The 22121-nt window shown below is 63.8% G+C and carries 21 protein-coding genes; 4 read left to right on the forward strand and 17 right to left on the reverse strand.

The annotated features are described in order from the left end of the window. Positions 1-62: 62 nt before the first annotated feature. From QCE63_RS36420 to QCE63_RS36445, 6 genes are all read right to left on the reverse strand, one after another. A complete protein-coding gene (locus tag QCE63_RS36420; protein WP_309840231.1) occupies positions 63-1004 on the reverse strand; it encodes a LysR substrate-binding domain-containing protein in 942 nt (313 codons plus the stop codon). A 34-nt stretch (positions 1005-1038) separates the two neighbouring features. Then, complete coding sequence (locus tag QCE63_RS36425) at positions 1039-1569, reverse strand: carboxymuconolactone decarboxylase family protein (RefSeq protein ID WP_309840233.1); 531 nt, start codon at positions 1567-1569, stop codon at positions 1039-1041. A 24-nt stretch (positions 1570-1593) separates the two neighbouring features. Further along, entirely contained in the window at positions 1594-3627 is a 2034-nt protein-coding gene (locus QCE63_RS36430) for a tripartite tricarboxylate transporter permease (protein WP_309840234.1), read from the reverse strand. A 64-nt stretch (positions 3628-3691) separates the two neighbouring features. Continuing rightward, a complete protein-coding gene (locus QCE63_RS36435) occupies positions 3692-4546 on the reverse strand; it encodes an amidohydrolase family protein (protein WP_309840235.1) in 855 nt (284 codons plus the stop codon). A gap of 71 nt (positions 4547-4617) precedes the next feature. Further along, positions 4618-5661 carry a hypothetical protein gene (locus QCE63_RS36440; RefSeq protein WP_309840237.1) on the reverse strand — a complete coding sequence of 348 codons (1044 nt, stop codon included), beginning with the start codon at positions 5659-5661 and terminating at the stop codon, positions 4618-4620. 189 nt (positions 5662-5850) lie between these two features. Next, entirely contained in the window at positions 5851-6810 is a 960-nt protein-coding gene (locus tag QCE63_RS36445; RefSeq protein WP_309840239.1) for a LysR substrate-binding domain-containing protein, read from the reverse strand. A 140-nt stretch (positions 6811-6950) separates the two neighbouring features. On the opposite strand from QCE63_RS36445, the gene QCE63_RS36450 reads away from it, so the two are divergent. Then, positions 6951-7970, forward strand: coding sequence for an ABC transporter substrate-binding protein (locus tag QCE63_RS36450; RefSeq protein WP_309840241.1), 1020 nt, complete (start codon positions 6951-6953; stop codon positions 7968-7970). Here the strand turns inward: QCE63_RS36450 and QCE63_RS36455 are convergent. Next, positions 7960-8709, reverse strand: a complete 750-nt coding sequence (locus QCE63_RS36455) for an alpha/beta hydrolase (protein WP_309840243.1) — start codon at positions 8707-8709, stop codon at positions 7960-7962. The two genes, QCE63_RS36450 and QCE63_RS36455, sit on opposite strands and share 11 nt — an antisense overlap. 306 nt (positions 8710-9015) lie before the next feature. On the opposite strand from QCE63_RS36455, the gene QCE63_RS36460 reads away from it, so the two are divergent. Further along, positions 9016-9489, forward strand: coding sequence for a hypothetical protein (locus QCE63_RS36460; protein WP_309840245.1), 474 nt, complete (start codon positions 9016-9018; stop codon positions 9487-9489). A 150-nt stretch (positions 9490-9639) separates the two neighbouring features. Here the strand turns inward: QCE63_RS36460 and QCE63_RS36465 are convergent, their stop codons facing one another. From QCE63_RS36465 to QCE63_RS36495, 7 genes are all read right to left on the reverse strand, one after another. After that, on the reverse strand, positions 9640-11121 hold the full coding sequence (locus QCE63_RS36465; RefSeq protein ID WP_309840248.1) for a M81 family metallopeptidase: 1482 nt from the start codon (positions 11119-11121) through the stop codon (positions 9640-9642). Beyond that, the gene (locus tag QCE63_RS36470) at positions 11118-12380 is read right to left on the reverse strand and encodes a Zn-dependent hydrolase (protein ID WP_309840251.1); all 1263 of its coding nucleotides are present in this window, start codon (positions 12378-12380) and stop codon (positions 11118-11120) included. Before QCE63_RS36470 ends, QCE63_RS36465 begins: the two co-directional genes overlap by 4 nt. A gap of 37 nt (positions 12381-12417) precedes the next feature. After that, positions 12418-13119 (reverse strand): ABC transporter ATP-binding protein, encoded by a 702-nt coding sequence (locus QCE63_RS36475; protein ID WP_309840253.1) that lies wholly within the window; start codon positions 13117-13119, stop codon positions 12418-12420. Next, positions 13116-13880, reverse strand: coding sequence for an ABC transporter ATP-binding protein (locus QCE63_RS36480; protein WP_309840255.1), 765 nt, complete (start codon positions 13878-13880; stop codon positions 13116-13118). Before QCE63_RS36480 ends, QCE63_RS36475 begins: the two co-directional genes overlap by 4 nt. Further along, on the reverse strand, positions 13877-14866 hold the full coding sequence (locus QCE63_RS36485; protein WP_404990250.1) for a branched-chain amino acid ABC transporter permease: 990 nt from the start codon (positions 14864-14866) through the stop codon (positions 13877-13879). Before QCE63_RS36485 ends, QCE63_RS36480 begins: the two co-directional genes overlap by 4 nt. Before the next feature lie 29 nt (positions 14867-14895). Beyond that, entirely contained in the window at positions 14896-15756 is an 861-nt protein-coding gene (locus QCE63_RS36490; RefSeq protein WP_309840260.1) for a branched-chain amino acid ABC transporter permease, read from the reverse strand. A gap of 76 nt (positions 15757-15832) precedes the next feature. Beyond that, positions 15833-17041 carry an ABC transporter substrate-binding protein gene (locus tag QCE63_RS36495; protein WP_309840263.1) on the reverse strand — a complete coding sequence of 403 codons (1209 nt, stop codon included), beginning with the start codon at positions 17039-17041 and terminating at the stop codon, positions 15833-15835. 229 nt (positions 17042-17270) lie between these two features. Between QCE63_RS36495 and QCE63_RS36500 the strand changes: the two genes are divergently transcribed. Both QCE63_RS36500 and QCE63_RS36505 read left to right on the forward strand, forming a co-directional pair. Next, positions 17271-18107 (forward strand): FCD domain-containing protein, encoded by an 837-nt coding sequence (locus QCE63_RS36500; RefSeq protein WP_309840266.1) that lies wholly within the window; start codon positions 17271-17273, stop codon positions 18105-18107. A gap of 39 nt (positions 18108-18146) precedes the next feature. Beyond that, on the forward strand, positions 18147-18869 hold the full coding sequence (locus QCE63_RS36505) for a hypothetical protein (protein ID WP_309840269.1): 723 nt from the start codon (positions 18147-18149) through the stop codon (positions 18867-18869). Between the two features lie 16 nt (positions 18870-18885). On the opposite strand, the gene QCE63_RS36510 is transcribed toward QCE63_RS36505, so the two are convergent. From QCE63_RS36510 to QCE63_RS36520, 3 genes are read right to left on the reverse strand one after another with little or no spacing between them, the layout of a single operon-like run. Then, positions 18886-19896 (reverse strand): alcohol dehydrogenase catalytic domain-containing protein, encoded by a 1011-nt coding sequence (locus QCE63_RS36510; RefSeq protein ID WP_309840270.1) that lies wholly within the window; start codon positions 19894-19896, stop codon positions 18886-18888. A gap of 19 nt (positions 19897-19915) precedes the next feature. Continuing rightward, entirely contained in the window at positions 19916-21304 is a 1389-nt protein-coding gene (locus QCE63_RS36515) for an MFS transporter (RefSeq protein ID WP_309840271.1), read from the reverse strand. Positions 21305-21325: 21 nt separating this feature from the next. Further along, positions 21326-22093 carry an SDR family oxidoreductase gene (locus QCE63_RS36520; RefSeq protein ID WP_309840273.1) on the reverse strand — a complete coding sequence of 256 codons (768 nt, stop codon included), beginning with the start codon at positions 22091-22093 and terminating at the stop codon, positions 21326-21328. Positions 22094-22121 lie beyond the last annotated feature (28 nt).

Raw genomic sequence — 22121 nt, forward strand, 5'->3', positions numbered from 1 at the left:
ATACGGAACCCTAACTAATTGGCCGACACGAAACCGAAAACACGTTGCCGTGCTTTCGGCAGTCAGGCCTTGGCGCTTTGCAACTGTTTCGCGGCTTCCTCCAGACACGCGACCATGAGTTGCGCGCTCGGCGTCAGGCCGCGATTGCGGTTCCAGAGCACGCCGGAGGGGCGCAACAGCCGGGGCAAGCTCAAAGGCAGCGCATACAGGGGTTGCGCGGGATCGTTCGCGGGCGTGCCCACCATGACGGCAATGAAGTCCGAAATCTGTAGATGCGCCCGCGTCACATGAACGGACAGCGTCTCGATGTAGTTGTTCGTCAGCGGTACGTCATGCGCTCTCAGGGTGCGTTCAAGCGAATCCCGCAGGATCGAGTTCTGCGGCGGCAGGATCCACGGATAGGGCAGCAGGTCGGACCACTTCAATGTCTTCGCCCGCGCGAGTGGATGATGCCGTCCGGTCATCAGCGTCACGGGTTCTTCCAGCAGCGGTTTTTCCTCGAAACTGCCGAGCGTATCCGGCGCGGGCAGGCGCCCGACGATCAGGTCGAGGCGCCCCTGCCACAGCTCCGGCAGCAAGGCGCCACGCGTGCCTTCCACGACTCTCACGTTGGTGCCTGGCGACTTGTTCTTCAACAGGTTGAGCGCGAGCGGCAGCAGCGCGGACGCCGAAGCCGGCAACATGCCGATATGCACCTTGCCCTCCGTGCCCGCACTCAGCGCCTTCATTTCGTCGCGCGCCTGATGCAGGATGGTCAGCATTTCGCGCGCGTGACGGATGAGGCACTCGCCATGCGGCGTGGGCACGAGTCCTTGCGCCGTGCGCGCGAACAGCGTGAGGCCGAGCCCGCGTTCCAGCTCGGCCAGCGACTTCGATACCGCCGGCATCGTGACATGGGTGACTTCAGCCACCTGCGTCAGATTGCGATAGGTATCGATGGTCACGAGCAGGCGCAGATGTCGCGCCTTGAGATTCACTTGCAGATAGCCGTCGAGTTCCGACACGATCTTTCTCCTACTGCTTCATTGCTTGAGTCGTTCAGTCTTTGGGCTGCAATGCATGCAAGGTCATGCCGAGCGAGATCGACGTGAAATAACCGATCGTGACGAGGAGTTCGGCGATCACTGCCCGGCCCAACTCAGCATCGTACTTGGCAAAGCGTGCATCGTCGACCGCGCCGCCCGCGAGCAGCGCGCTCACCGCGTCGCATACGAGCGCAAGACGCCCCTCTTCCGCCTCGGGCGTGCGCCGCTCGAGGATCGCGGCGACGACCGTCTCGGGCACGCCCGCCTTCAGCGCATGCCGCCGGTGATTGGCGATCACATACGGGGCATTCCAGAACACGGCGGTGGCCAGGATCGCGACTTCGGTTTCCGCTTCGCTCAGCACGGGCGAATGATCCACATGCGTGCCGATGATCTCCATCCCTTCGGCCAGACGCGGGTTATGCAGCCAGATGTTGAACGGCGTTGGAATCCGCCCGCGTCCTGCGCCCAGTTGCGCGATGACCCGCTGCTGATGATCGGTGGCATGCTGCGCGTCGATGCGCGCCAGTCGGTCTTGCGTCATGCTTCGCTTCCTTTCGATGAAGAATCAGGCGCCGCCCAGTCCGGGCAACCAATGTCCGAGAAAGCTCTCCGGCCAGGGGATATGCAGGATCTGATCGAAGACGATATAGAGGAACACTGTGACGCACACGGCGAGGATCAGACTCAGCTTCCACGATTCGCGACCCTCGATGCGCATGTACGCAACGATCATCAACGGCACCGTGGGCAGCATGCCGATCACCGACATGCAGGCGAGAAACGCGAGAAACCAGCTGAAGAAGCGGGCCGCGCGCTTCAGCGTGGTCCTGACCGGGAGCTTTTCGTCGTGGTCGCCGGATACGTCCATGTGAACGCCGCTGCTCGCTCGCGCCACGCCATGCGCCGGAATCACGAATACCTTGTACGCGAGGCTCAACGTTCCCGCAATCACGAGGATGCTCGCGACCACCGTCGGTCCGATGCGCGCCATCAGCAGCCAGTTCTGCGAACTCGCCAGCATATAGAGCCCGACGACGATGAAGAACACATGCACCAGATCTTCGCGCTTGAAGTGAACCGAGCCGCTCGGCTTGAACTGCGCGAAGCCGCCGCCGCGCAGGGCTGTGAAGAGCGGCTTGAAGAACACCAGCGCGGCCAGCCCCAGCAGCACGATGACGACAGGACGCGCCAGCCAGTCGGTGCCGTAGCGGACGAAGGAGATCGACATGTAGCGCTCCATCAGCACGCCGAGCACGAGGCCGAGGATCAGCGGCGGACGCGCCCACCTGAGCCGCTTCATGGTCCAGCCGATCACGCCCGCGATCAACAGCACGAACAAGTCGCCCCAGCTGCGCGAGCCCTGGAACGCGCCGACATAGATGACGGGCATGATGACCGGAAGAATGAGCGTGTAACGCAGCGTCGATACCTTCGCGAACTGGCCGCTCAGCAGGAAGCACAGCCCCGCGCCGAAGATGTTGGCGAGCGCGATGGACCAGACCATCGAATACGTGAAGTCGAGATGCTTGGTCAGCATGTCGGGTCCGGGGATGAAGCCGTGCACCATCATCGCGCCGAGCAGGATGGCCTGCGCCGCGCCGCCCGGCACGCCGAAGGACAGCATCGGCACGAGGCTGCCGCCTTCGCGCGCATTGTTGGCCGCCTCAGGCGCGATCACGCCGCGCACGTCGCCTTTGGTGAACGTGTCCTTCGCACCCTTCGCTGTCTGCAATGCATGGCCGTAGGCGATCCAGTCCGTGACGGCGCCGGTGATGCCTGGAACCGCGCCGAGTACCGCGCCGAGACCACCGCAACGCAGCACCAGAAACCAGTTGCGAAAGGCGTCGCGCACGCCTTCGCGCATGCCTTGCCGCGACGTGAACTGCACGTTCTGCGCAATGGCCGTGCGACGGATGGCCAGCTCGCACAGCTCCGGCAACGCGAAGATGCCGAGGATGATGGGCACCAGCGGAATGCCGTCTTGCAGATACAGAAGATTGCCGGTCCAGCGCATCTGTCCGGTCGCGACATTGGTGCCAATCATGCCGACCAGAATGCCGAAGCAGGCCGCGACCACGCCACGCAGCGGCGCGTTGCCGGACAGCGCGGATACCATCGACACACCGAACACGGTCAACGACAACATCTCCGGCGTGCCGATGGACAACACGAACGGACGCACCAGCGGCAACGACACGGCAAGGATGAGCGCGCCGATCAAACCACCCATCAGCGAAGACATGTAGCAGGCGCTCAGCGCCCGGGAGGCTTCACCGCGTTTGGTCATCGGCAGGCCGTCGAGCACCGTGGCCTGCGACGCCGCATGGCCAGGCACGCCGAACAGCACGGCCGGAATCACATCCGAGGTGGTGATGACGGACGCCATGCCGAGCAGCATCGCGAAGGCGGAATACGGGTCCATCGTGTAGGTGAACGGCACCAGCAGCGCGAAGCCCGTGAGACCGCCGATACCCGGCAGCAGGCCGATCGCGAGACCGACCGCCACGCCGAACACGAGAAACATGATGCGGTGGAATTGCAGGAGCGTCGACAGCGCATGTCCGGCCGCCATCAACGTTGCATCGTTGAAGAACTCCATGTCTCATCCTGATGGAATGGCGAGCTGCACAGGCTCGCCTGTTATCGGTCGTGCAGGAACCGGCTTAGCCGGCCAGCATCGGATACAGCTTCTTCGCGGTGCCGCCCCAGATCCAGGCGCGCTCGTCGTCGCTCAAGTCCGCGAAGCAGGCATTGCCTTGTGCGATGAGATTCTTCAACGGGCCGGCGGACGCCGGATAGTTCGAGCCGAACGCGAGATGGTCAGCGCCGAACACCTCAACGAGCTTCGCGAAGAACGGCTGCGCGCCGCCCGGTGCGGCCTGCGCGAGATCGAAGGTGCGCGGCGTGATCTTCATGCAGACGTTGGGGAATGCCGCGAGCGCGAACAGGTCCGCGCAATTCGCATACGGCGGCCCTGCTTCGAGGTTGGGCCGGCCGCAGTGATCCAGCACGATGTTCACCGAAGGAAACCGGTCGGCCAGTTCAGCCACCATCGAAAGGCCGTCCGGCGTGGTCTGAACCGCCATCGTCATGCCGATCTTCGCGCAGCGTTCCCAGATCGGGAAGGTCGCGGGATTGACCAGCCAGCTGCCGTCGCTCTGATGCGTGGCGCCGCCCGTGAAGAGGCGAATGCCGCCCATGCCGCGCGCGAGCCAGTAGTCGAACGTCTGCAGCGTGTCGGGCGCGAGCAGGTCGAACGAATAGACGCCGGTGAAGCGGTCCGGATGTTGCGCGACGCTGTCGGCCACGTAGGCGTTGTTGGTGCCGTAGGTCGTCGATGAATGCACGATCGCGGCCTTCGACACGCCGGCCTCATCCATCTCGGCAATCAACTGCTCGAACGTGATGGGCCGCGTCGCCGACCACTTCGACCGGTGTCCGTGCTGAGGCGCGATCGGATAGCGCGCCGTGTCGGTCGAGATGATGTGAGGATGAATGTCGATGATGTCGGGCGTCATGGGAAGCTACCGTAAGGGTGTTGATGTTCTCTCAGGTTCTTGTGTGCTGCAGATCGCTCAATGCAGCCCGCTCATTGCGTGCTGAAGATGAGCTTGCGTGCATCTTCGAGCTGACGTTGGGGCGTGGCATACAGCTTCGCGATGATCTGTTCCACCGCATCGCCGCTGATGGGATCGATCGGATAGCCCGACTGCTTCATGGCGTCGATGAAATCCGGATCCGCGATGGTCTTCGCGAACGCTTCGCGCAGCGCATCGAGCCGGTCTTGCGGCACGTCCTTCGGCACGGCGATGGGACGGCCCGCCTGGAACGGCAGGATGAACAGGTTGAACAGCGCCTTGACGTCCGGCTGCGTGATGTACGAAGAGAGGTTCGGCACGTCGGTGTACCCGGCCGGGCTCTGCCAGCCCAGATGCAGCAGCACCTTCATCTTGCCGTCCTTGAGCAGCCGCACCGGTTCGCCCTGTTGCAGCCCGTCGATGGTAGAGGCCCAGCCGTCGACTTCACCGCGCTGCATCGCCAGATACACTTCGCCGCGGCCCGTATAGCCCGGCACGATGCTCATCTTCGCGCCGATGTATTCGTTCAGCAGCGCGGGCAGCGTGCGGTCCTCGTTGGCGAAGCCGGTCGCGCCGATATACATCTTCTTCTTGCTCAGGTCGTCCGCTGTGGTGACGCCGGAACGGGTCATGGAGACGAGGCAGTATTCCACTTTGTTGAGGCTGCCGAGCCATCTCACCTTGCGTGGATCGAAGCGGTTCTGCCGCTCATCGAGCAGCGGAATGTACAGGTTGTTCCGCTGCAGGAAGCCGATCACGGTGCCGTCGCTTGGCTGCCGCGATTGCAACGACGCCGCGGCCACCATGCCGCCCGCGCCCACCACGTTCATCACGATGGCTTTGGGATGACCCGGAACATACTTGACGAAGAAGCGTGAGAACTGGCGTGCGACGATGTCCGTCACCGTGCCCGCGTCCGCGCTGACCAGAAGCGTCAACGCCTTGCCGCGATAGAAGTCCGCCACCGATTGCGTGGACGCCGGGGCCGCGTGTGCTTGCACAGCGAAGCCGAACAGCGTTGCGCAGGCGCAGATCGCGGTCCTCAGATTCATCATCGTTCTCGTCTCCGTGTAGATGCGCGGAACTGTCCGTGGAAGGGCCGGGAAAGCGTGCTTCCCGGTGGCAGTTCGCGTCGTCGCCCGTGTCGTTGAGCGTGAATGAATTGTGCCAGCGCCTCGAATGGCCCGGTTTGAGAAAAACTGCGGGCCGGTTGAGGAAATGGTTAAGGGGGCGACGGGAGGACGTCAGCCGCCCTTCTGGTCTTCCTGGGACAGGCGCTGCGCGGTTTCTTCGAGGCAGGAGATCATCAGTTGCGCGCTCGGCGTCAGCGTGCGCACGCGGTTCCAGAGCACGCCGGCGGGCCGCAGCAGGCGAGGCAGCGCGAGCGGCAGCGTGTGGAGCGGCTGGGGAAGCGTGGCCTCGCGCGCGGAGGTGTCCGCCATGACGGCGATGCAGTCGGACACCTGCAAGTGCGCACGGATCACGTGCAGGGACAAGGTTTCGATGTAGTTGTTCGTCAGCGGCACGCCGTGTACTTCCAGCGCGCGCTCCAGCGGATCGCGAAGAATGGAGCCGGTGGGCGGCAAGATCCACGGATAGGGCAGCAGGTCCGCCCACTGCATGGTCTTTCTGCGCGCCAGCGGATGCTGCCGGCCCGTGACGAGCACCACGGGCTCCTCAAGCAACTCCTTCTCTTCGAAGCTGCCGAGTGCATCCGGAGGCGGCAGGCGGCCGACGACGAGGTCCAGATGGCCTTGCCACAACTCCGGCAACAGCGACTCCGCGGAGCCTTCGACGATCTTCACGTTGGTGCCCGGAGAGCGCTGCTTGAGCAGGTTCAACGCGTGGGTCAGCAGGCCGGAGGCCGAGACAGGCAGCACGCCGATCTCGATCTTGCCTTCCGTGCCGGCGCTGAGGGCCTTCAGTTCGTCGATGGTCTGATGCAGGACATGCAGCATGGCTCGCGCGTGGCGCGTCAGGCATTCGCCGTAGGGCGTCGGCACCAGCCCTCGGGTGGTGCGCGTGAAGAGCGTGAGGCCGAGGCCGCGCTCCAGCTCCGTCAACGACTTCGAGACCGCGGCCACGGTGACGTGCGAAACCTCCGCCACCTGGCTCAGATTGCGATAAGTGTCGATGGTCACCAGCAAGCGCAAGTGCCGCGCCTTGAGGTTGATTTGCAGGTACCAGTCGAGTTCCGCCGACACGTTGCCTCCTCTCCCGGTATGAGTAATTCGTTAAGTCGCCGCCCATTTTACTCAATCGACCCGGCCGCGACGGTTCGGCACAATGCGCGCTCGTGCCAGCGCTCCTCGATTAATAACGACCGGCATCCGGAGACACAAAGATGACCTGTGATTTGAACCGTCGCGGCTTCCTGCGCAAGGCGGGCGCCCTCGGCGTGGGTCTCGCCGCGGGTCCGTTTGGCGCGCCTTATGTCGCACGCGCCGCCAGCAGTGAAATCCGCATTGTCAGCAATCCCGGCCTGGAGAACGCGACGCTCAACGCGCTGATGGATGAGCTGGGCTACTTCAAGACCTATGACGTCGATGCGCGGATCATCCAGATACCCGGGCCCACCGGTCCGTTCGACGCCATCGCGCGCGGCGCCGCCGACGTCTGCATGGTGTCGGGCTACAACCTCGTGCTTACGCGCATTGAGCAGGGTGCGCCGGTGAAGATCGTCGGCGCGGGGATGAGAAAGTGTGCGCTGACGGTGTATGCAAGGCCGGGCGGCGTGCGGACGCTTGAAGGGCTGGAGGGAAAGACGGTCGCGGTCGGGCCAAGGCATGGCTTGCTGCATACCCTGATGCTTCAGCTATTGAAGGAGAAAGGCCTCGACGCTTCGCGCATCGCTTTCGCCGATCACGGCAGCAACGAGCATTGTTTCGATGCCGTCGCGAGCGGCGCGGCCGATGCCTGCCTCGCCAGCATCTCGCATCTGAACGACGATGCAGGGCCGCAGGTCATCAGCGAAGGCAACCTGTGGCAGGCGCTGCCGGATTGCGTATTCCAGACCGCCTATGCAGCCGATGCAGCGCTTGGCGCGAAGCATGAGGGACTCGTGGCGGTCATGGCTGCTTATGGCGCGCTCTATGACTATCTGATGTCGCCCGCCTCGCACGAGGCTTTCATCGATGCCCGCAAACGGGCGCAAAAGCGTTTCGATGCTGCATCGGCCGAGGCGATCTGGAGGTTCAATCAAACGCAGCGGCCGTACTCGCGCAACCTGACGTTGAGCGAGCGCGAGATCGGTTATCTGCAGGATATGGATATGGGCGTCGGCAGCCTGATGCGCAAACAGGCGTTCAGTGCGGTGGCGGATATGTCGGCGGCGCGCGCGGCGGCTGCCAAGTCTAAGTCTTAGTGCTCGCCGGGCGCTCCGCGATCTCGCGCATGATGGCCGCGAACGCGGCCGGATTTTCCGCGCAGGACGTGTGGCCCGTATCGAGGACATGCAGTGTGGCGTGCGGCATCCCCGCCGCCAGTTCCTGAGCATGGGCCAACGTGCGTGCGACGTCGGATTTCCCATGCACAATGGCAGCCGGCAAACCGCCGAGCCTGCCGAGCAAGGGCGTGAGATCCGTCTCCATCTGACTGCGGATGGCGGCCGCGACCGCTTCCTTGCGCACGCGCGACGGGTAACTGCGCACCTCATGCAGCAGCGGCTCTTCAGGAAGATGCAGGAAGCAACGCACCAGGAAAGCCTCCCAGAACGCAACGCCCCAGTCGGCCTCGATGCGCCTCACGATGGCATCGGCATCGCCATGACCGCGCGTATTGGCGCCGCTGTTCGACAACACCAGCCCGCAGACGCGCGGGTCGTCGCGTTGCATGTCCTGCAATGCGGCGAGCACCGCGAGCGCCGTGCCGAGCGAGTGACCGACGAGCACGATGCGCGGTTCATCAGCGACGCATTGCAGGATGCGCCCGGCGATGGCTTCCAGCGAGAACGGACCATCATCCTCGAGCCACGCGAGCGCCAGCGCGCGCAGGCCTGACAAGCGCGCGGCCTGCGCGAACACGGCGGGGCTGCACATGGCCCCGGGCAGGCAAACCAAGGTGGGCAGCGACCGGTCTCCGTCGTCGATAGAAACGATGCGCATGCTTTTTGGATGGAAGGTTGAGGCCGCAAGGGGCGGCGAAGGTGACCGACTTTATCAGATCGGTTTGCCGCAGACGTGCGCGCTGGCGCGAAAGCTCACCGTGCTTCACGGATATCGCATGCGGAACACAAAATGCCATCGGGCATTTTGAATGCAAACGTAATGCGCCTTCCACGACGAAGCGCAAGGCATCGGAAACCACGCTGAAAGCATTGACAGTCGTACACCCGGGCGGCGCTGAGCCGGGCCACGTTCTTGCTGGCACGCCTTGCGATTCATCATCCTTCCACTCGCCAAGGAGCCTTCGTGCGACGCTACACCTCCCTCCTCCTGATGTTTGTCACCCTGTTCTCCGGCTGCGCGGCTTACCGGACCCACGAAGCCCGCCAGGACTCGGGCGCGCTGATCGGCTCGAACGTGCTCGACCTCGTGGCCGCTGTCGGCATTCCCGACAAGACCATGAAGCTCGTGGACGCGAACTCCCCGAATGACCGCATGGTCATGCAGTGGAACTTCTCCAACTCGGATGCCGCATTCGACCTGAACGTGATCTTGCTCGATCTGAAGATCGGCGGCGCGGGCAAGTGCAGCATGACCGCCACCGCCGACCGCTGGGGTGGCAAAGTCCTTTCGGTCAACTTTCCCCAGGCACACAGCGACAGCATGAATTCCGACTACAGCGCATGCGAACCGCTCGTGGAAGAAGCGCTTCAGCATCTGGCACACACGCCGGTCGATCCGGCTTTCGACGCCTTCTCGCTGGTCGGCGCGGCGAAGTAACGCTGGCATAGCGGAGCATCGCAAGGGTGCTCCATCAAGCGATTTCCGACACCAACAGCACGAGAGAGCCGGCCTGAAGCATGCGCTTTCTTGTGCTTCCTGCATGCAGAACGTGTTGTTTTCTGCATGCAGAGGCCCGCCTGCAGCCTGTCAATACCCCGCATCCGCATCCAGCGGAAACACCGGACGCTTCAGATCGACGAACGGGAACAGCGCATAGTCCGAACTCGTCGGCCCGCGACTGTCGCACTCGACCAGCCCCCCAGCGATGGGCACGAACACCGGCCGGCAATACATGCGCGACTTGAGAATCAGAAACCGGGCGCCGCGCGGATCGATGCCCACGCTTTCGAACACGCCCAGATCCCACGGCTCATGCGTGCGTTCGGTCAGGAGGATGCGAGCTGCCGGCGTTTCGATGACGGCAGCGCGTCCCATGTAGGCGCGCTGTCCGGTATAAGTCGGGCCGCTGATGACATACTCGCCGTTCGTCAGCGCACGCACGATGCCGGTCACTTCAAACGGCGGCTTGCCCCGCGAAGTCACACTCGCCAACTTGTTGCCGATGCCGAGCGTGACTGTCGCGCCTTCGCCTGCCGCGAACAACTTCGCCACCGCGTCCGGATCGCACAGCGGCCCGACGACGATGCTTTCGAGTCCCTGCCGCAAGGCTTCCTCGAAAGCGTCGGTCGTGTCGCACGTGCCGCCGGACATGCAGTTGTCGCCATGATCGAGCAGCAGGATGGGCTTCGTCGCATCGCGCGCAAGCGCCGCCCCTTCAGCGATCGATTGCGCAAGCGGCGCGCTGCGATACACGAAGTCTTCGCGCTCGTCCCAGATCTGCCGCGCGATACGGTCCGCCACGTCCTGCGCTTTGGTCCGATCGCCGTCCGCCACCACCACCACGCTGATGCACGGCGACGCGATGTCCGCCAGCGAAAAGCCCGACAACACCGAGACAGCCAGCACGCCGTCGTGTCCTTCAGCGGCGCGCGCAGCATCGACGGCGCGCTTCATCGCGCCTGCTGCGGTCGAACTTTTGAGCGTGTGCGTCAGCAGCGGCGGCTGCGCCCATGCGATGACCGGCCTTGCCTTCGCATGAACCAGATCGAACACCAGCCGCGCCGCAAGCTCGCCGCTCTCGTACATATCCACGTGCGGATAGGTCTTGAAGCTCGTGATGACATCCGCGTTGTCGATCATCTTCTGTGTGACGTTCGCATGCAGATCCAGCGATACCGCAATCGGCGCATGCGGCAGCGCTCGCCGCACGCGTTCGAGAAGATCGCCTTCGCCATCGGGCGAATTCTCGGCGACCATCGCGCCATGCAGATCGAGCATTACGAGGTCGCAGCCTTCGGCGGCATCGACGATGGACTGCCAGATCGCATCGTAGGCCGCGGCACCCACGCGTCCACTCGGATTCGCCGAAGCCGAGATCGGCGTGACGATCTCGGCTTGCTCGCGCTCGGCGGCATCGATGAACGCGGACATCGCCGTGCGCATGCCGGCGTTCTCGCGGTAAGCCTCCGCATCAAAACATGGACCATCGCGGCCAAAGGCTTCGAGCGGCGTCGGCACCGGCGAGAACGTGTTGGTTTCGTGATTCATCCGGGCGATCAGGATCTTCATGCGCTCGCTCCTTCAACCGATGCATTCGCGGCCCGCAGCATCGCCTGAAGCAGCACGTTGCAGCCCGCTTCCAGATGATCGGCGCGCGCGTCCTCGATCTCGTTGTGACTGATACCGTCCTTGCACGGCACGAAAATCATCGCTGCAGGCGCGACGCGTGCCAGATACACGGCATCGTGGCCTGCACCGCTCACCACGTCCATCGATGTCAAACCCAGCGCTCCCGCGCCTTCACGCACCGATGCCACCAGCGATGCTTCGAAAGGCTGCGGCGCGAAGTAGACCACTTCGTCTACCGTCACCGGTAAGTCCGCCTGAGCGCACAGATCGCGCAGCGTGCGATCCATCGCGTGCAGCGTGGCATCGTCGGGTGCGCGCAGATCGACGGTCAGTTTCACCCGCCCAGGAATCACGTTACGCGAGTTCGGATGCACATCCACCCAGCCGACCGTACCGCGCGCATGCGGCTTATGCGCAAGCGCGATACCGTTGACCGCGCGAATCAGGTCTGCCGCGACGAGCAGCGCATCGCGACGCAGTTCCATCGGCGTCGGGCCGGCATGCGCTTCCATGCCCTCGATGGTCACGTCATACCAGCGCTGCCCGAGCGCGCCCTGCACGACGCCGATCACCTTGTCATTCGCTTCCAGCACCGGGCCCTGCTCGATATGCGCCTCGAAATACGCGCCCACCGCATGCGCCGCAACGCGCTCGCCCGCGTAACCGATTGCCGCGAGCGCATCGTTCACCGTCATGCCTTCGCGATCCGCCTGCGCCAGCGCATGGTCCAGCGTGAACGCGCCGGCGAACACGCCCGAGCCCATCATCACCGGCACGAAGCGCGAGCCTTCCTCGTTGGTCCATACCGCGACTTCGAGCGGCGCCTGCGTGCGCACGTCGTTGTCGTTCAGCGTGCGCAGCACTTCGAGGCCCGCGAGCACGCCATAGTTTCCGTCGAACTTGCCGCCGGTCGGTTGCGTATCGATATGACTGCCGGTCATCACGGGCGGAAGATCGTCGCGCAATCCCGCGCGGCGCGCGAAGATGTTGCCGATCGCATCGACACGCACCGTGCAGCTCATGTCCTTCGCCCAGGACACAAACAGATCGCGGCCCTGACGGTCCAGGTCCGTCAGCGCCAGACGGCACACGCCGCCCTTCTCCGTCGCGCCGATCCGCGCGAGTTCCATCAGGCTGTTCCAGAGACGCGCACCATCGATGCGCAAGCCGGCGTGCGCCGGCAGATCGTGAGCTTGCATGCCAGGTTTCCTTCGCTGTGTGCTATGTAGGCGGCGCTCAGACGACGCCGACACCGAGATAACGATCCTTGACGGATTCATCCGCGATGAAGTCCGCATTCGAGCCTTCGTAGACGATGCGTCCCTGCTCGATGATGGTGTGGCGATCCGCGAGTTGCGTGCAGACTTCGAGGTTCTGTTCGACCAGCAGGATCGTCACGCCTGCCTGACGAATCAGCTTCAGTTGCGCGACGATCTCCTCGACGATCACCGGCGCGAGCCCTTCCACAGGTTCATCGAGCATCAACAGGCGCGGATGATTCATTAGCGCCCGGCCGATCGCGAGCATCTGTTGCTCGCCGCCCGAGAGCTGACCGCCGCCGTTCGTCCTGCGCTCCTTGAGGCGCGGGAAGATGCGATAGATATCGGCGAGTTGCCACGGCGAGTCCTTGCGCGCGCCGAGCCTCAAGTTCTCTTCCACCGACAGCAGCTTGAAGATGCCGCGATGCTCCGGCACGAAGCACACCCCGCGCGCCGCGATCTTGTGCGGCGGCAGTTTTTCGAGCTGCATGCCGTTGAAACTCACGCTGCCTTGCTTCGGCATCACGACGCCCGCGATGCTCTTGAGCGTCGTCGATTTACCCGCGCCGTTGCGGCCCAGCAGCGTGACCGTCTCGCCCTCGGCAATCTTCAGCGTTACGCCTTGCAGAATATGGCTCTTGCCGTAGTAGCCGTGAAGGTTCTGGACCTCGAGCATCATGCGCGGCCTCCGGTGATCATGTTGCCGAGATAAGCGCTGCGCACGCGCGGATCGCCGCGAACCTCGGCAGGCTTGCCTTCCACCAGCACGCGGCCCTGCTGCATCACCGTGATGGTGTCCGAGATATCCATCACGATGTCCATGTTGTGCTCGATCAGCACCACCGTGTAGTTGTCACGAAGGCTGCGGATCAGATGCTTCATGTCGTCGAGATCGTCGATACCCATGCCCGAGGTCGGCTCGTCGAGGAAGATCGCCTTCGGGCGTGCCGCCAGCGCCATGCCCACTTCCAGACGACGTTGCTGACCATGCGACAGCACCCCGGCCTGCGTCTGTGCGAACCGTTGCAGCGCGAGGCGTTCGAGAATATCGTCCACCGTGTCGCGATGTTCGAGCGCGCCGCGCGGCGGCGTCCAGACATTGAGCGCGCGCTTCGAATCGACGCCTTGCGCGGCGAGCCGCAGATTCTCGCGCACCGGCAGGTTCGCGAACAGGCTCGTCACCTGGAACGAACGCGCGATGCCGCGCTTCACACGCCGATGATCCGGCTCGCGCGTCACGTCATGGCCGTCGAACACGATCTGCCCCGCGCTGCTCGGCACGGTGCCGGTGAGCACATGGAACAGCGTGGTCTTGCCTGCGCCATTCGGACCGATCACCGAATGCACGGTGTTCTTCGCGATGCGCAGGTTCACATCGGTGAGCGCCGCGAACTTGCCATAGCGCTTGCCCAGGTCTTTTGCCTCCAGTAACACGCTCATACCGGCTCTCCTCCTTCACGCTTCACCGCGCGCCAGATGCGCGCGCCCAAGCCCCACAGGCCGCGCTGCATGAACAGGCTCACGGCGATCAGCACGAGGCCCAGCAACAGCAGCCAGCGCGGCCACAGCGTGGCGAGCCAGTCGGCAAACAACACGTAGAAGGCTGCGCCCAGCACCGAAGAAAAGAGATTGCCCGTCCCGCCGATCACCGTCATCACGAGGATCATCTCGCTCGTGTGATAGTCGATGTTGGAGAGCGGTGCGATGCCGGTCATCAGCGCGTGCAGCGCGCCCGCCAGGCCCGTGACCGCACCCGACACGACGAACGCCGCGAGCTTGAAGCGCTTCACGTCGTAGCCCACGGCGGCGGCGCGCGCTTCGTTGTCGCGGATCGCGAGCAGCGTGCGGCCGAACACCGAATGCGACACGCGCAGCATGAGCCAGAACGCGATCAGAAACAGCACCGCGACGAACGCGTAGTACTGCCACGGCGAAGCGATGGACAAAAGCGGATGCCCGAAAACCGACAGCGCGGGACGCGGAATGTCGAGGAGGCCGTTGTCGCCGCCGGTGAGATCGGGCGTCGTATAGGCGAGGAAGTAGAACATCTGCCCGAACGCCAGCGTGAGCATCACGAAGTACGCGCCGCGTTGACGAATGGAGAACCATCCGACTACAGCCGCCGCCACGGCGCCCACTACGATTGCGCCAAGCAGCGCAGCGGGAACCTGGAGTCCGGCTTTCGTCAGGATCAAACCGGCGCTATAGCTGCCGAGGCCGAAGAAGATGCCCTGCCCGAACGAGAGCAGCCCGGTATGTCCCAGCAGCAGATTGCAGCCGAGCGCCGCGAGCGCGAAGACCAGCACTTCTGTAGCGAGCGATCCGGAGCGGATGGTCATCGGCAGGATGCAGACGACGACAGCCGCGAGCAGAAGAAAGCGGTAGCGGTGCAATGCATGCCGCGGGGAACGTCGTGGCTCGCTCACGTTCAACGCCTCCGATGTCGGTTTCGAATTCACGCGGCCCTCCCGAGCAGTCCGTTCGGACGCAGCAACAGCACCGCCGCCATGGCGACATAGATCATGAGCCGCGCGCCTTCGGGCCACAGCGTGCTCATCACGCTCTGCACGATGCCCACCAGCAAGCCGCCGACGAGCGCGCCGAGAAAATTGCCCATGCCCCCCACCACCACGACGACGAAAGCCACGCCGAGCGCCTCGATGCCCATGAAGGGATCGACGCCGCGAATCGGCGCCGCCAGCACGCCGGCGAGCGCCGCCGTGCCCGCGCCCAGCGCGAACACGAGACTGAAGATACGCGTCACATTGATCCCGAGCAGCGACACCATCTCGCTCGATTCACTGCCCGCGCGCACCGCGCTGCCGAGCCGCGTGCCTTCGAGCACCCACCAGAGGAGCGCCGCGAGCACGGCCGTGAAAGCGATCACGAAGAGCCGGTACTTCGGGTAGATGAAGCTGCCCCACATCACCACGCCGTTGAGGATGTCCGGCACGGCCACGTTGTCGCCGATTGGCCCCCACGTGATGATCGAGCATTCCTGGATCACGAGCGCGAGCCCGACCGTCGCGAGGATATGGAACTCATGCTGTTGCGCATAGACGTGCCGCAGCACGACCTTCTCGACAACCCACGCCAGCGCGCCCACCACCACGGGCACGATGACGAGCGCGGTCCAGAAGTTCATCGACCATTGCATGGCCTGATAACAGAAATACGCGCCCAGCAGATAGAACGCGCCGTGGGCGAAGTTCACGAAGCGCAGTAGCCCGAACACGATCGACAAGCCGACCGCGAGCAAAAAGTACAGCATGCCCACGCCGATGCCGTTCACGACCTGCAACAGATAAACGTTCATGGCCTTGCGTCAGAAGAGTGACGGAGCGAATGCGGGCCGCGCCGCATTCGCCTGGAAAACGCCAGCGCGATGCGTGTTACGCGAGCTTGCACTGCGTCTTGTCGAGCGGCAGGAACGACTGGCCGGAGCTGACGATATCCGCGTAATCGTCCTTGTCCTTCATCTTGCCCTTGGCCTTGCCCTTCAGCAGATAGTAGTTCTTCAACACCTGATGGTCGCCCGCGCGGATCTCTTCAGCACCCGTCAGCCCGGCGTACTTCATGCCTTCGAGCGCCGCGATCACCTTCTTCGGATCCGCACTGCCCGCCTTCACGATGCCGTCCAGCAGGATCTTCGTGCAGATGTACGACCCGGCGAGGCTGTAGTTCGGGTTCGACTTGTAGGCCGCGTTCACGCGCTTGACGAGGTCATGATTCAGCGGCGAGTCGATGGCATGCCAGTACTGTGCGCCGAAGTACACGCCTTCGCAGATGTCCGGCCCGAGCGCCTCGAACTGTTCGAGGCCCGATGCCCACGCCATCAGGATCGTGCAGTTGTTCTTCATGCCGAAGCTCACGGCCTGCCGCAACGTGTCCGACGATTGCGAGCCGAAGTTCAGGATCAGCAGGACATCGGGCTTGGCGGCCACGGCGTTCGTCAGATAGCCGCTGAACTCCTTTTCGTTGAGCGAGTGATAGCTGTTGCCCACATGCTCGATCCCCTTCTCCTTGAAGATGTTCTTCGCGGCGGACAAGAGGCCGTCGCCGAACACGTATTGCGGCGTGATCGTGTACCAGCGCTTCGCGTTGGGCATCGTCTGGATCAGCGGCCGCACGGTCTGTTCGATGGCGCCGAAGGTCGGCACGGACCAGCGGAACGTGGCGCTGTTGCAGTCCTTGCCGGTGAGTTCATCCGCGCCCGCCGTCGTGATGAAGATGCCGCCAGCCTTCTCGGCTTCCTTGCCCATGGCCAGCGCCTCGGACGACAGAATGCCGCCCGCAAAAAAGTGCGCGTTCTTCTGCTGCGCAATTTCCTGAACGCGCCGCACCGCGGTTGCGGGTTTTCCCTCGGTATCGAGCGTCGTGTAGGCGAGCGGCTGGCCGAGCACCTTGCCATATTGTTCGATGGCGAGCTTCATGCCGAGATCGGCGTACTTGCCGTTGGCCGCGAAGGGGCCGGACATCGGCACCGGACAGGCGAACTGGAGCGGCGACCCCTGCGCCAGCGCGCTTCTTGATACGAGCGCTTCGAACGATCCAGGAATGGCCGACAGTGCGGCCAGCTTCAACATGTTTCGGCGATTCAAAATTGACGCTCCTTGAGAGATGACCTTCGCGACCGCCGCGCTTTTTTTTCGTGATACGTTCAGGCATCGGCTGGCTTCATCCTATTTATCATGATAAATAGGATGAACCTGATGCTAGGAACAATAAATTCGGGTGTCAATAAGGCAATATTCCGGTCTGCCCGAAAGCGCATGCGAACGAAGGTGCCCGGGACAGATTGAACGGCCGGCGAATCGAGAGGAGCAAGGAATGGTGATGGAGCGTGCCAAGCGCGCCGGCGCGGGAATCGAGCTCGCGCGGCAATCGATCAAGCAGCCCAAGCGCGCGGATCTGGTCGCCGAGGAAATCAAGCGGCTGATCACGGAGAAGGACCTGAAGCCCGGCGACAAGCTGCCGCGCGAAGTCGAGTTGCAGCAGCTCTTCACGGTAAGCAAGAGCACGATTCGCGAGGCGCTCAAGTCGCTCGAAGTGCAAGGGCTCATCAAGGTGACGACCGGGCCTTCGGGCGGCGGCACGATCGTCGAGGTGCCGCTCGACCGTACCTTGCAGTTGCTGCAGAACTATTTGTTCTTCAAGGACGTGACCATCGACGACATCTATACCGTGCGCCAGTTGCTCGAACCCGAACTGGCGGCCGGTGCGGTGCCGCATCTCACCGAAGAAGACTTCGCGGCGCTCGAAAGCAATATCGCGTGTTGCGACGAGCCGTCCTCGGCGCTGGCGGGCCAGGATATCGTCAAGCAGCGTCAGGAAGACGTGAACTTTCACGACATCCTTGCCGCCGCGAATCCCAACCCGTTCCTGCGCTTCAGTTGCGAACTGATCAACGAGATGATCCGCCAGTTGATCGAATACCGGAACGATACGCCGCAGGCCGAACACGAACGCTTCGGGCGCGCCAATGTGAAGATCCATAAAGCGATCACCGAAGCGGCGCGCGCACGGGACGCCGACAAAGTGCGCGAGCTGATGGTGATTCACATGACGGAAGCGCCGCGATATGTGAAGCGCATGAAAGGCAAGCTGCGCGGGCGGCTGATTCTCGATTCCGAAATCCGCAAGCGCATGCATGCGCGCAGTGAGTGAAGCAGGGACCGACATGCGCTCACCTTTTTCCGTCATGCCATGCCCCGCGACCTGACCTCCTTCTTCTGGAGCGGCGACACGTTGCGCAGCCGCTCGGTCAGCCGCATGGTGCTGTCAGATACGCTCGACGTGCCCGTGCCTTCGGCGCGCGTGCTCGCGGACTGGCAGCGGGAGATCGCGTCGAAACTGGATCTGGAAGCAGGCGATGTCGAACCGATGTCGCTTGCACGCACGCAGGCGCGCTGGCCGGATTACCGCCGCTGCGTGCAAGCCATTACCGCGTGGACGGATGCGCTCGGATTGCCCGGCGTGCTGGCTTCGAGCGACGTGGCGCTCATGGCCTGCCGTGGCGCGCGCTATCACCATGACGGCGCGCAATACGGCGGCGCGGCGTTCTGCAATCTGTTCCTCAGCGAGGACAAAGGGCTGGACGTGCATTTCCCGCACACCGGCCAGCGCATTCCATTGGTGCGCGGGACCGCCATGATCTTCGATACGGGGCAGCCGCATGCGGTCATCCCGCGTGGTAACAGCGGCTTCCGTGAATCGGACTTCGCGCCGGATCAGGACCTCACTCAAGTGTTCCTGACCTGGGAGCTTCCCATCGAAGAGGCACAGGTCGCGCGGGCACTGAACGTGGTCTTCGATACGGCCCCCTCCACCGCCCTGCAACTCGATGATGAGCAAGTGTGGGTGGACGGTGCGCCAGCTGGCTTATGCCCGAACACCGGAAGCTGGCGACCGCTTCATTCCACGAAGTGACGCGTCATCGAACAGATCAGGCCGTCTCGGGAATCAGCAGTATCTTGCTCGACTTCGCGCGACCGGCATGCAGATCCATGAAAGCCTGCGCACCCTCCGCCAGCGGCCGATGTTCGAGCCATGACAAACTGCCGAACGCGCCTTCGTGCAGCGCGCGCACCGTCGCTCGGAGATCGGCCATCGTGTAGGTATAGGTGCCCAGCAAGGTGATCTCCGCGAGCGTCAGCTTGCGCATGTCGATCTCACTCGCCCAGTCCTGCAGGCCGATATGCATCATGACGCCGCCCGGTTTGAGCGCCGCGAGCGCGCTGTTGCGCGTCGCGCGGGCGCCGACTGCATCGATCACGCAATCGAAGCGATCCGTTGCGGCTTCTTGCTCCAGCGGGTTGTAAGTCGCGCACTTCGCCTCGTGTTCCGCCGATGCGCGCCGCGCCGCGTTGGTCTCGGCGACCGTCACCTCACGACATCCATACGACCGCAGCAGCAGCGCGCAGAACAGCCCGATCGCCCCGCCGCCGATGATGAGAACCCGGCATTCGGGAAGCGGCCGGTTCAACGCGCGCATCGTCAGGTTCACGGCGTGCAGCGCGGTGGCCGCCGGTTCAGTGGCCGCAGCCACGTGCGCGGGCATGCCGGACGGAATGGCGACCAGACTCGCTGCCGGTATCGACATGTATTCGGCGAAGGCGCCCGGACGCGTCATGCCGACCATCGTCCGGTTCGCACACAGGTTATCCCTGCCCTGCACGCAGTATTCGCACGTACCGCATGTGATGAGCGGATTGCCGGTCACGCGCATCCCTTCCGTCCAGCCTGCGGCGCGGCTGTGCGCAATGGTGCCAGCGAACTCATGCCCCAGGACGAGACCCGGCAGACGGCGTGGATCGTGTCCGTGGAAGGCATGCATGTCCGATCCGCAGATGCCGACGGCATCGATCTTCAGCACGACCTCGCCTTCTTCCGCGACGGGCTCCGGCCGATCGAGCAACTGCATCTCGTTGGGTTGTGTATAGACCAGCGCTTTCATGACAAGGGCTCCAATGACGTTAGCGGGCTTCAGCCAGCGCGCGGGCGCGCACGCGTTCGCACTGCGGCGATTTGCGATGCCGCGCGAGCCACGCGCAGCACAAGGCGCTCAGAAGGCCGCCGACCAGGACATACGCGCACAGGTACCACGGCTTGCCGGCCTGAAGACCGGTGAAGTAAGTTGCGGCCACGGGTGTCAGGCCGCCCGCGAACACGCCGGCGAACTGATAGACGAAGGAGATGCCGCTGTAGCGCACGTCGGGTTCGAATGCCTCCGAGAACAACGACGACATCGTGCCGAACACGGCCGCATGAAACACCCCGAACGGGATGATGATCGCGATCCAGACAGGCCACGCCGAGCCGTTCGCGCCCTGCATCAACATGAACGCGGGATACGCGGACAGCCCCGCCAGCAATGCGCCCATGCCGTACACGAGCGGCTGCCCCAGCTTGTCAGAAACACGGCCCCAGAAGGGAATGAAGAAGGTCATCACGGCGGCGCCGAACAGCACGCCGAGCAACGCCGTCGTGCGTGGAAAGTGCAGCGTCTCGGTGAGATAGTGAATCGAGAAGACGCCGAACACGTTGAAGAACACGCCATCGATCACGCGCGCGCCCATGCACGCCAGCACCGTGCGCGGATAGCGGCGGAACACGTCGACGATCGGCAAGGTCTCATGCCGGCTCTTCTTCGCCTTGTTGAAGTCGTCGGTCTCGGCGACATGCTTGCGCATGTAGAACGTGACGATCACCAGCACGCCGCTCGCGATGAACGCCGAACGCCAGCCCCATGCGAGGAACTGGGCGTCGTCGAGCGTGTAGGACAGCACGGCGACCACACCGGAGGCCAGCACGAGTCCGAGCGACATGCCAATCTGCGGCAGGCTCGCATAGAAACCTCGCTGCTCCACGGGCGCCGACTCGTAGGTCATCAGCACTGCGCCGCCCCACTCGCCACCCAGACCGATCCCCTGCACGATGCGGCAGGCAAGCAGCAGCAGGGGCGCCGCGATGCCGATCGAGGAATAGGTCGGTATCACGCCGATCAACATCGTCGCGCCGCCCATCAGAAGCAGCGTCAGCATCAGCATCTTCTTGCGTCCGAGTCGATCGCCGAAGTGACCGAAGATCACGCCCCCGACCGGCCTCGCCACGAACCCCAGCGCGAAAGTCGAATACGCGAGCATGGTGGCGACCACGGCATCGGCCTGCGGAAAATACAGCCGGTTCAGCACGACACCGGCGACCACGCCATAAAGAAAGAAGTCGTACCACTCGATCACGGCGCCCAGCACGCTGGAAAGCGTCACGGCCCGTAGATTGTCCGCGCCCGATGCCGCGCGGCCCTGCGGTGCGTCCTGCTCGATGGGCGTCGCCCCTGCACCACGACTGTCCTGTATCAACATGCTTGTCTCCGCCATCGTTGCTCAACGCGCGGTGTATCCGCCGTCGATCATGATTGTCTGACCACTGATATAGCCCGATGCATCGCTTGCAAGGAACACAGCAAGACCGTCCAGATCCTCCATTCGACCATTGCGGCCGAGACAGGTCTGTTCGGCATGTCTTTGGGCAAGCGCTTCGTCCGCGAACACGGATGCCGTCAGCGCGGTCGGAAAGAATCCCGGACCAATCGCATTGCAGGTGATGCCATGACGGCCCCACTCCTGTGCGATCGCACGCGTGAGCTGCACCACGCCGCCCTTGCCGGCGCCATAAGGCGCGCTGTTCGCGAACGCCCGATACGACTGCAGCGAGGCGATATTGATGATGCGCCCCCAGCCGCGCGCCTTCATCTGCGGAGCGAGCGCCTGAGTGAGAAAGAACGGCGCGCCCAGATGAAGCGCGAGCTGCGTTTGCCAGGTCTCGGGCGTGACCTCCATGAAAGACTGACGCAGATTCACGCCAGCCGCATTCACGAGAATGTCGATGCGTTCGTGTTGCGCGAGTGCGGTGTGCGCGCACTGCATCGCGGCTTCGGGCGAACTCACGTCGGCCACGACGACGCTTGCCGCGATGCCTTGGGCCGCGAGCGTGGCCGCGGCATCGCGCAGCGCGCCTTCACGCCGCGCGGCCAGCAGCACGCGCGCGCCGGCTCGACCGAGTGCGCTGCCGATCGCGAGGCCGATGCCGGCGCTGCCGCCGGTCACCAGCGCCACGCGCCCTTGCAGACTGAACATGCTTGCGAGTTCCATCGATCGCTCCATTGAGTGCGTGCAGGGC

Origin of the sequence: Caballeronia sp. LZ065, from assembly GCF_031450975.1 — a bacterium.
Taxonomy (GTDB): domain Bacteria; phylum Pseudomonadota; class Gammaproteobacteria; order Burkholderiales; family Burkholderiaceae; genus Caballeronia.

Bases quoted from the DNA above. Each gene is read 5' to 3' on its own strand.
- QCE63_RS36425 (WP_309840233.1), bottom strand. From the start codon at position 1,569: ATGACGCAAGACCGACTGGCGCGCATCGACGCGCAGCATGCCACCGAT.
- QCE63_RS36430 (WP_309840234.1), bottom strand. From the start codon at position 3,627: ATGGAGTTCTTCAACGATGCAACGTTGATGGCGGCCGGACATGCGCTG.
- QCE63_RS36435 (WP_309840235.1), bottom strand. From the start codon at position 4,546: ATGACGCCCGACATCATCGACATTCATCCTCACATCATCTCGACCGAC.
- QCE63_RS36440 (WP_309840237.1), bottom strand. From the start codon at position 5,661: ATGATGAATCTGAGGACCGCGATCTGCGCCTGCGCAACGCTGTTCGGC.
- QCE63_RS36450 (WP_309840241.1), top strand. From the start codon at position 6,951: ATGACCTGTGATTTGAACCGTCGCGGCTTCCTGCGCAAGGCGGGCGCC.
- QCE63_RS36455 (WP_309840243.1), bottom strand. From the start codon at position 8,709: ATGCGCATCGTTTCTATCGACGACGGAGACCGGTCGCTGCCCACCTTG.
- QCE63_RS36465 (WP_309840248.1), bottom strand. From the start codon at position 11,121: ATGAAGATCCTGATCGCCCGGATGAATCACGAAACCAACACGTTCTCG.
- QCE63_RS36470 (WP_309840251.1), bottom strand. From the start codon at position 12,380: ATGCAAGCTCACGATCTGCCGGCGCACGCCGGCTTGCGCATCGATGGT.
- QCE63_RS36475 (WP_309840253.1), bottom strand. From the start codon at position 13,119: ATGATGCTCGAGGTCCAGAACCTTCACGGCTACTACGGCAAGAGCCAT.
- QCE63_RS36480 (WP_309840255.1), bottom strand. From the start codon at position 13,880: ATGAGCGTGTTACTGGAGGCAAAAGACCTGGGCAAGCGCTATGGCAAG.
- QCE63_RS36490 (WP_309840260.1), bottom strand. From the start codon at position 15,756: ATGAACGTTTATCTGTTGCAGGTCGTGAACGGCATCGGCGTGGGCATG.
- QCE63_RS36500 (WP_309840266.1), top strand. From the start codon at position 17,271: ATGGTGATGGAGCGTGCCAAGCGCGCCGGCGCGGGAATCGAGCTCGCG.
- QCE63_RS36505 (WP_309840269.1), top strand. From the start codon at position 18,147: ATGCCCCGCGACCTGACCTCCTTCTTCTGGAGCGGCGACACGTTGCGC.
- QCE63_RS36510 (WP_309840270.1), bottom strand. From the start codon at position 19,896: ATGAAAGCGCTGGTCTATACACAACCCAACGAGATGCAGTTGCTCGAT.
- QCE63_RS36515 (WP_309840271.1), bottom strand. From the start codon at position 21,304: ATGTTGATACAGGACAGTCGTGGTGCAGGGGCGACGCCCATCGAGCAG.
- QCE63_RS36520 (WP_309840273.1), bottom strand. From the start codon at position 22,093: ATGGAACTCGCAAGCATGTTCAGTCTGCAAGGGCGCGTGGCGCTGGTG.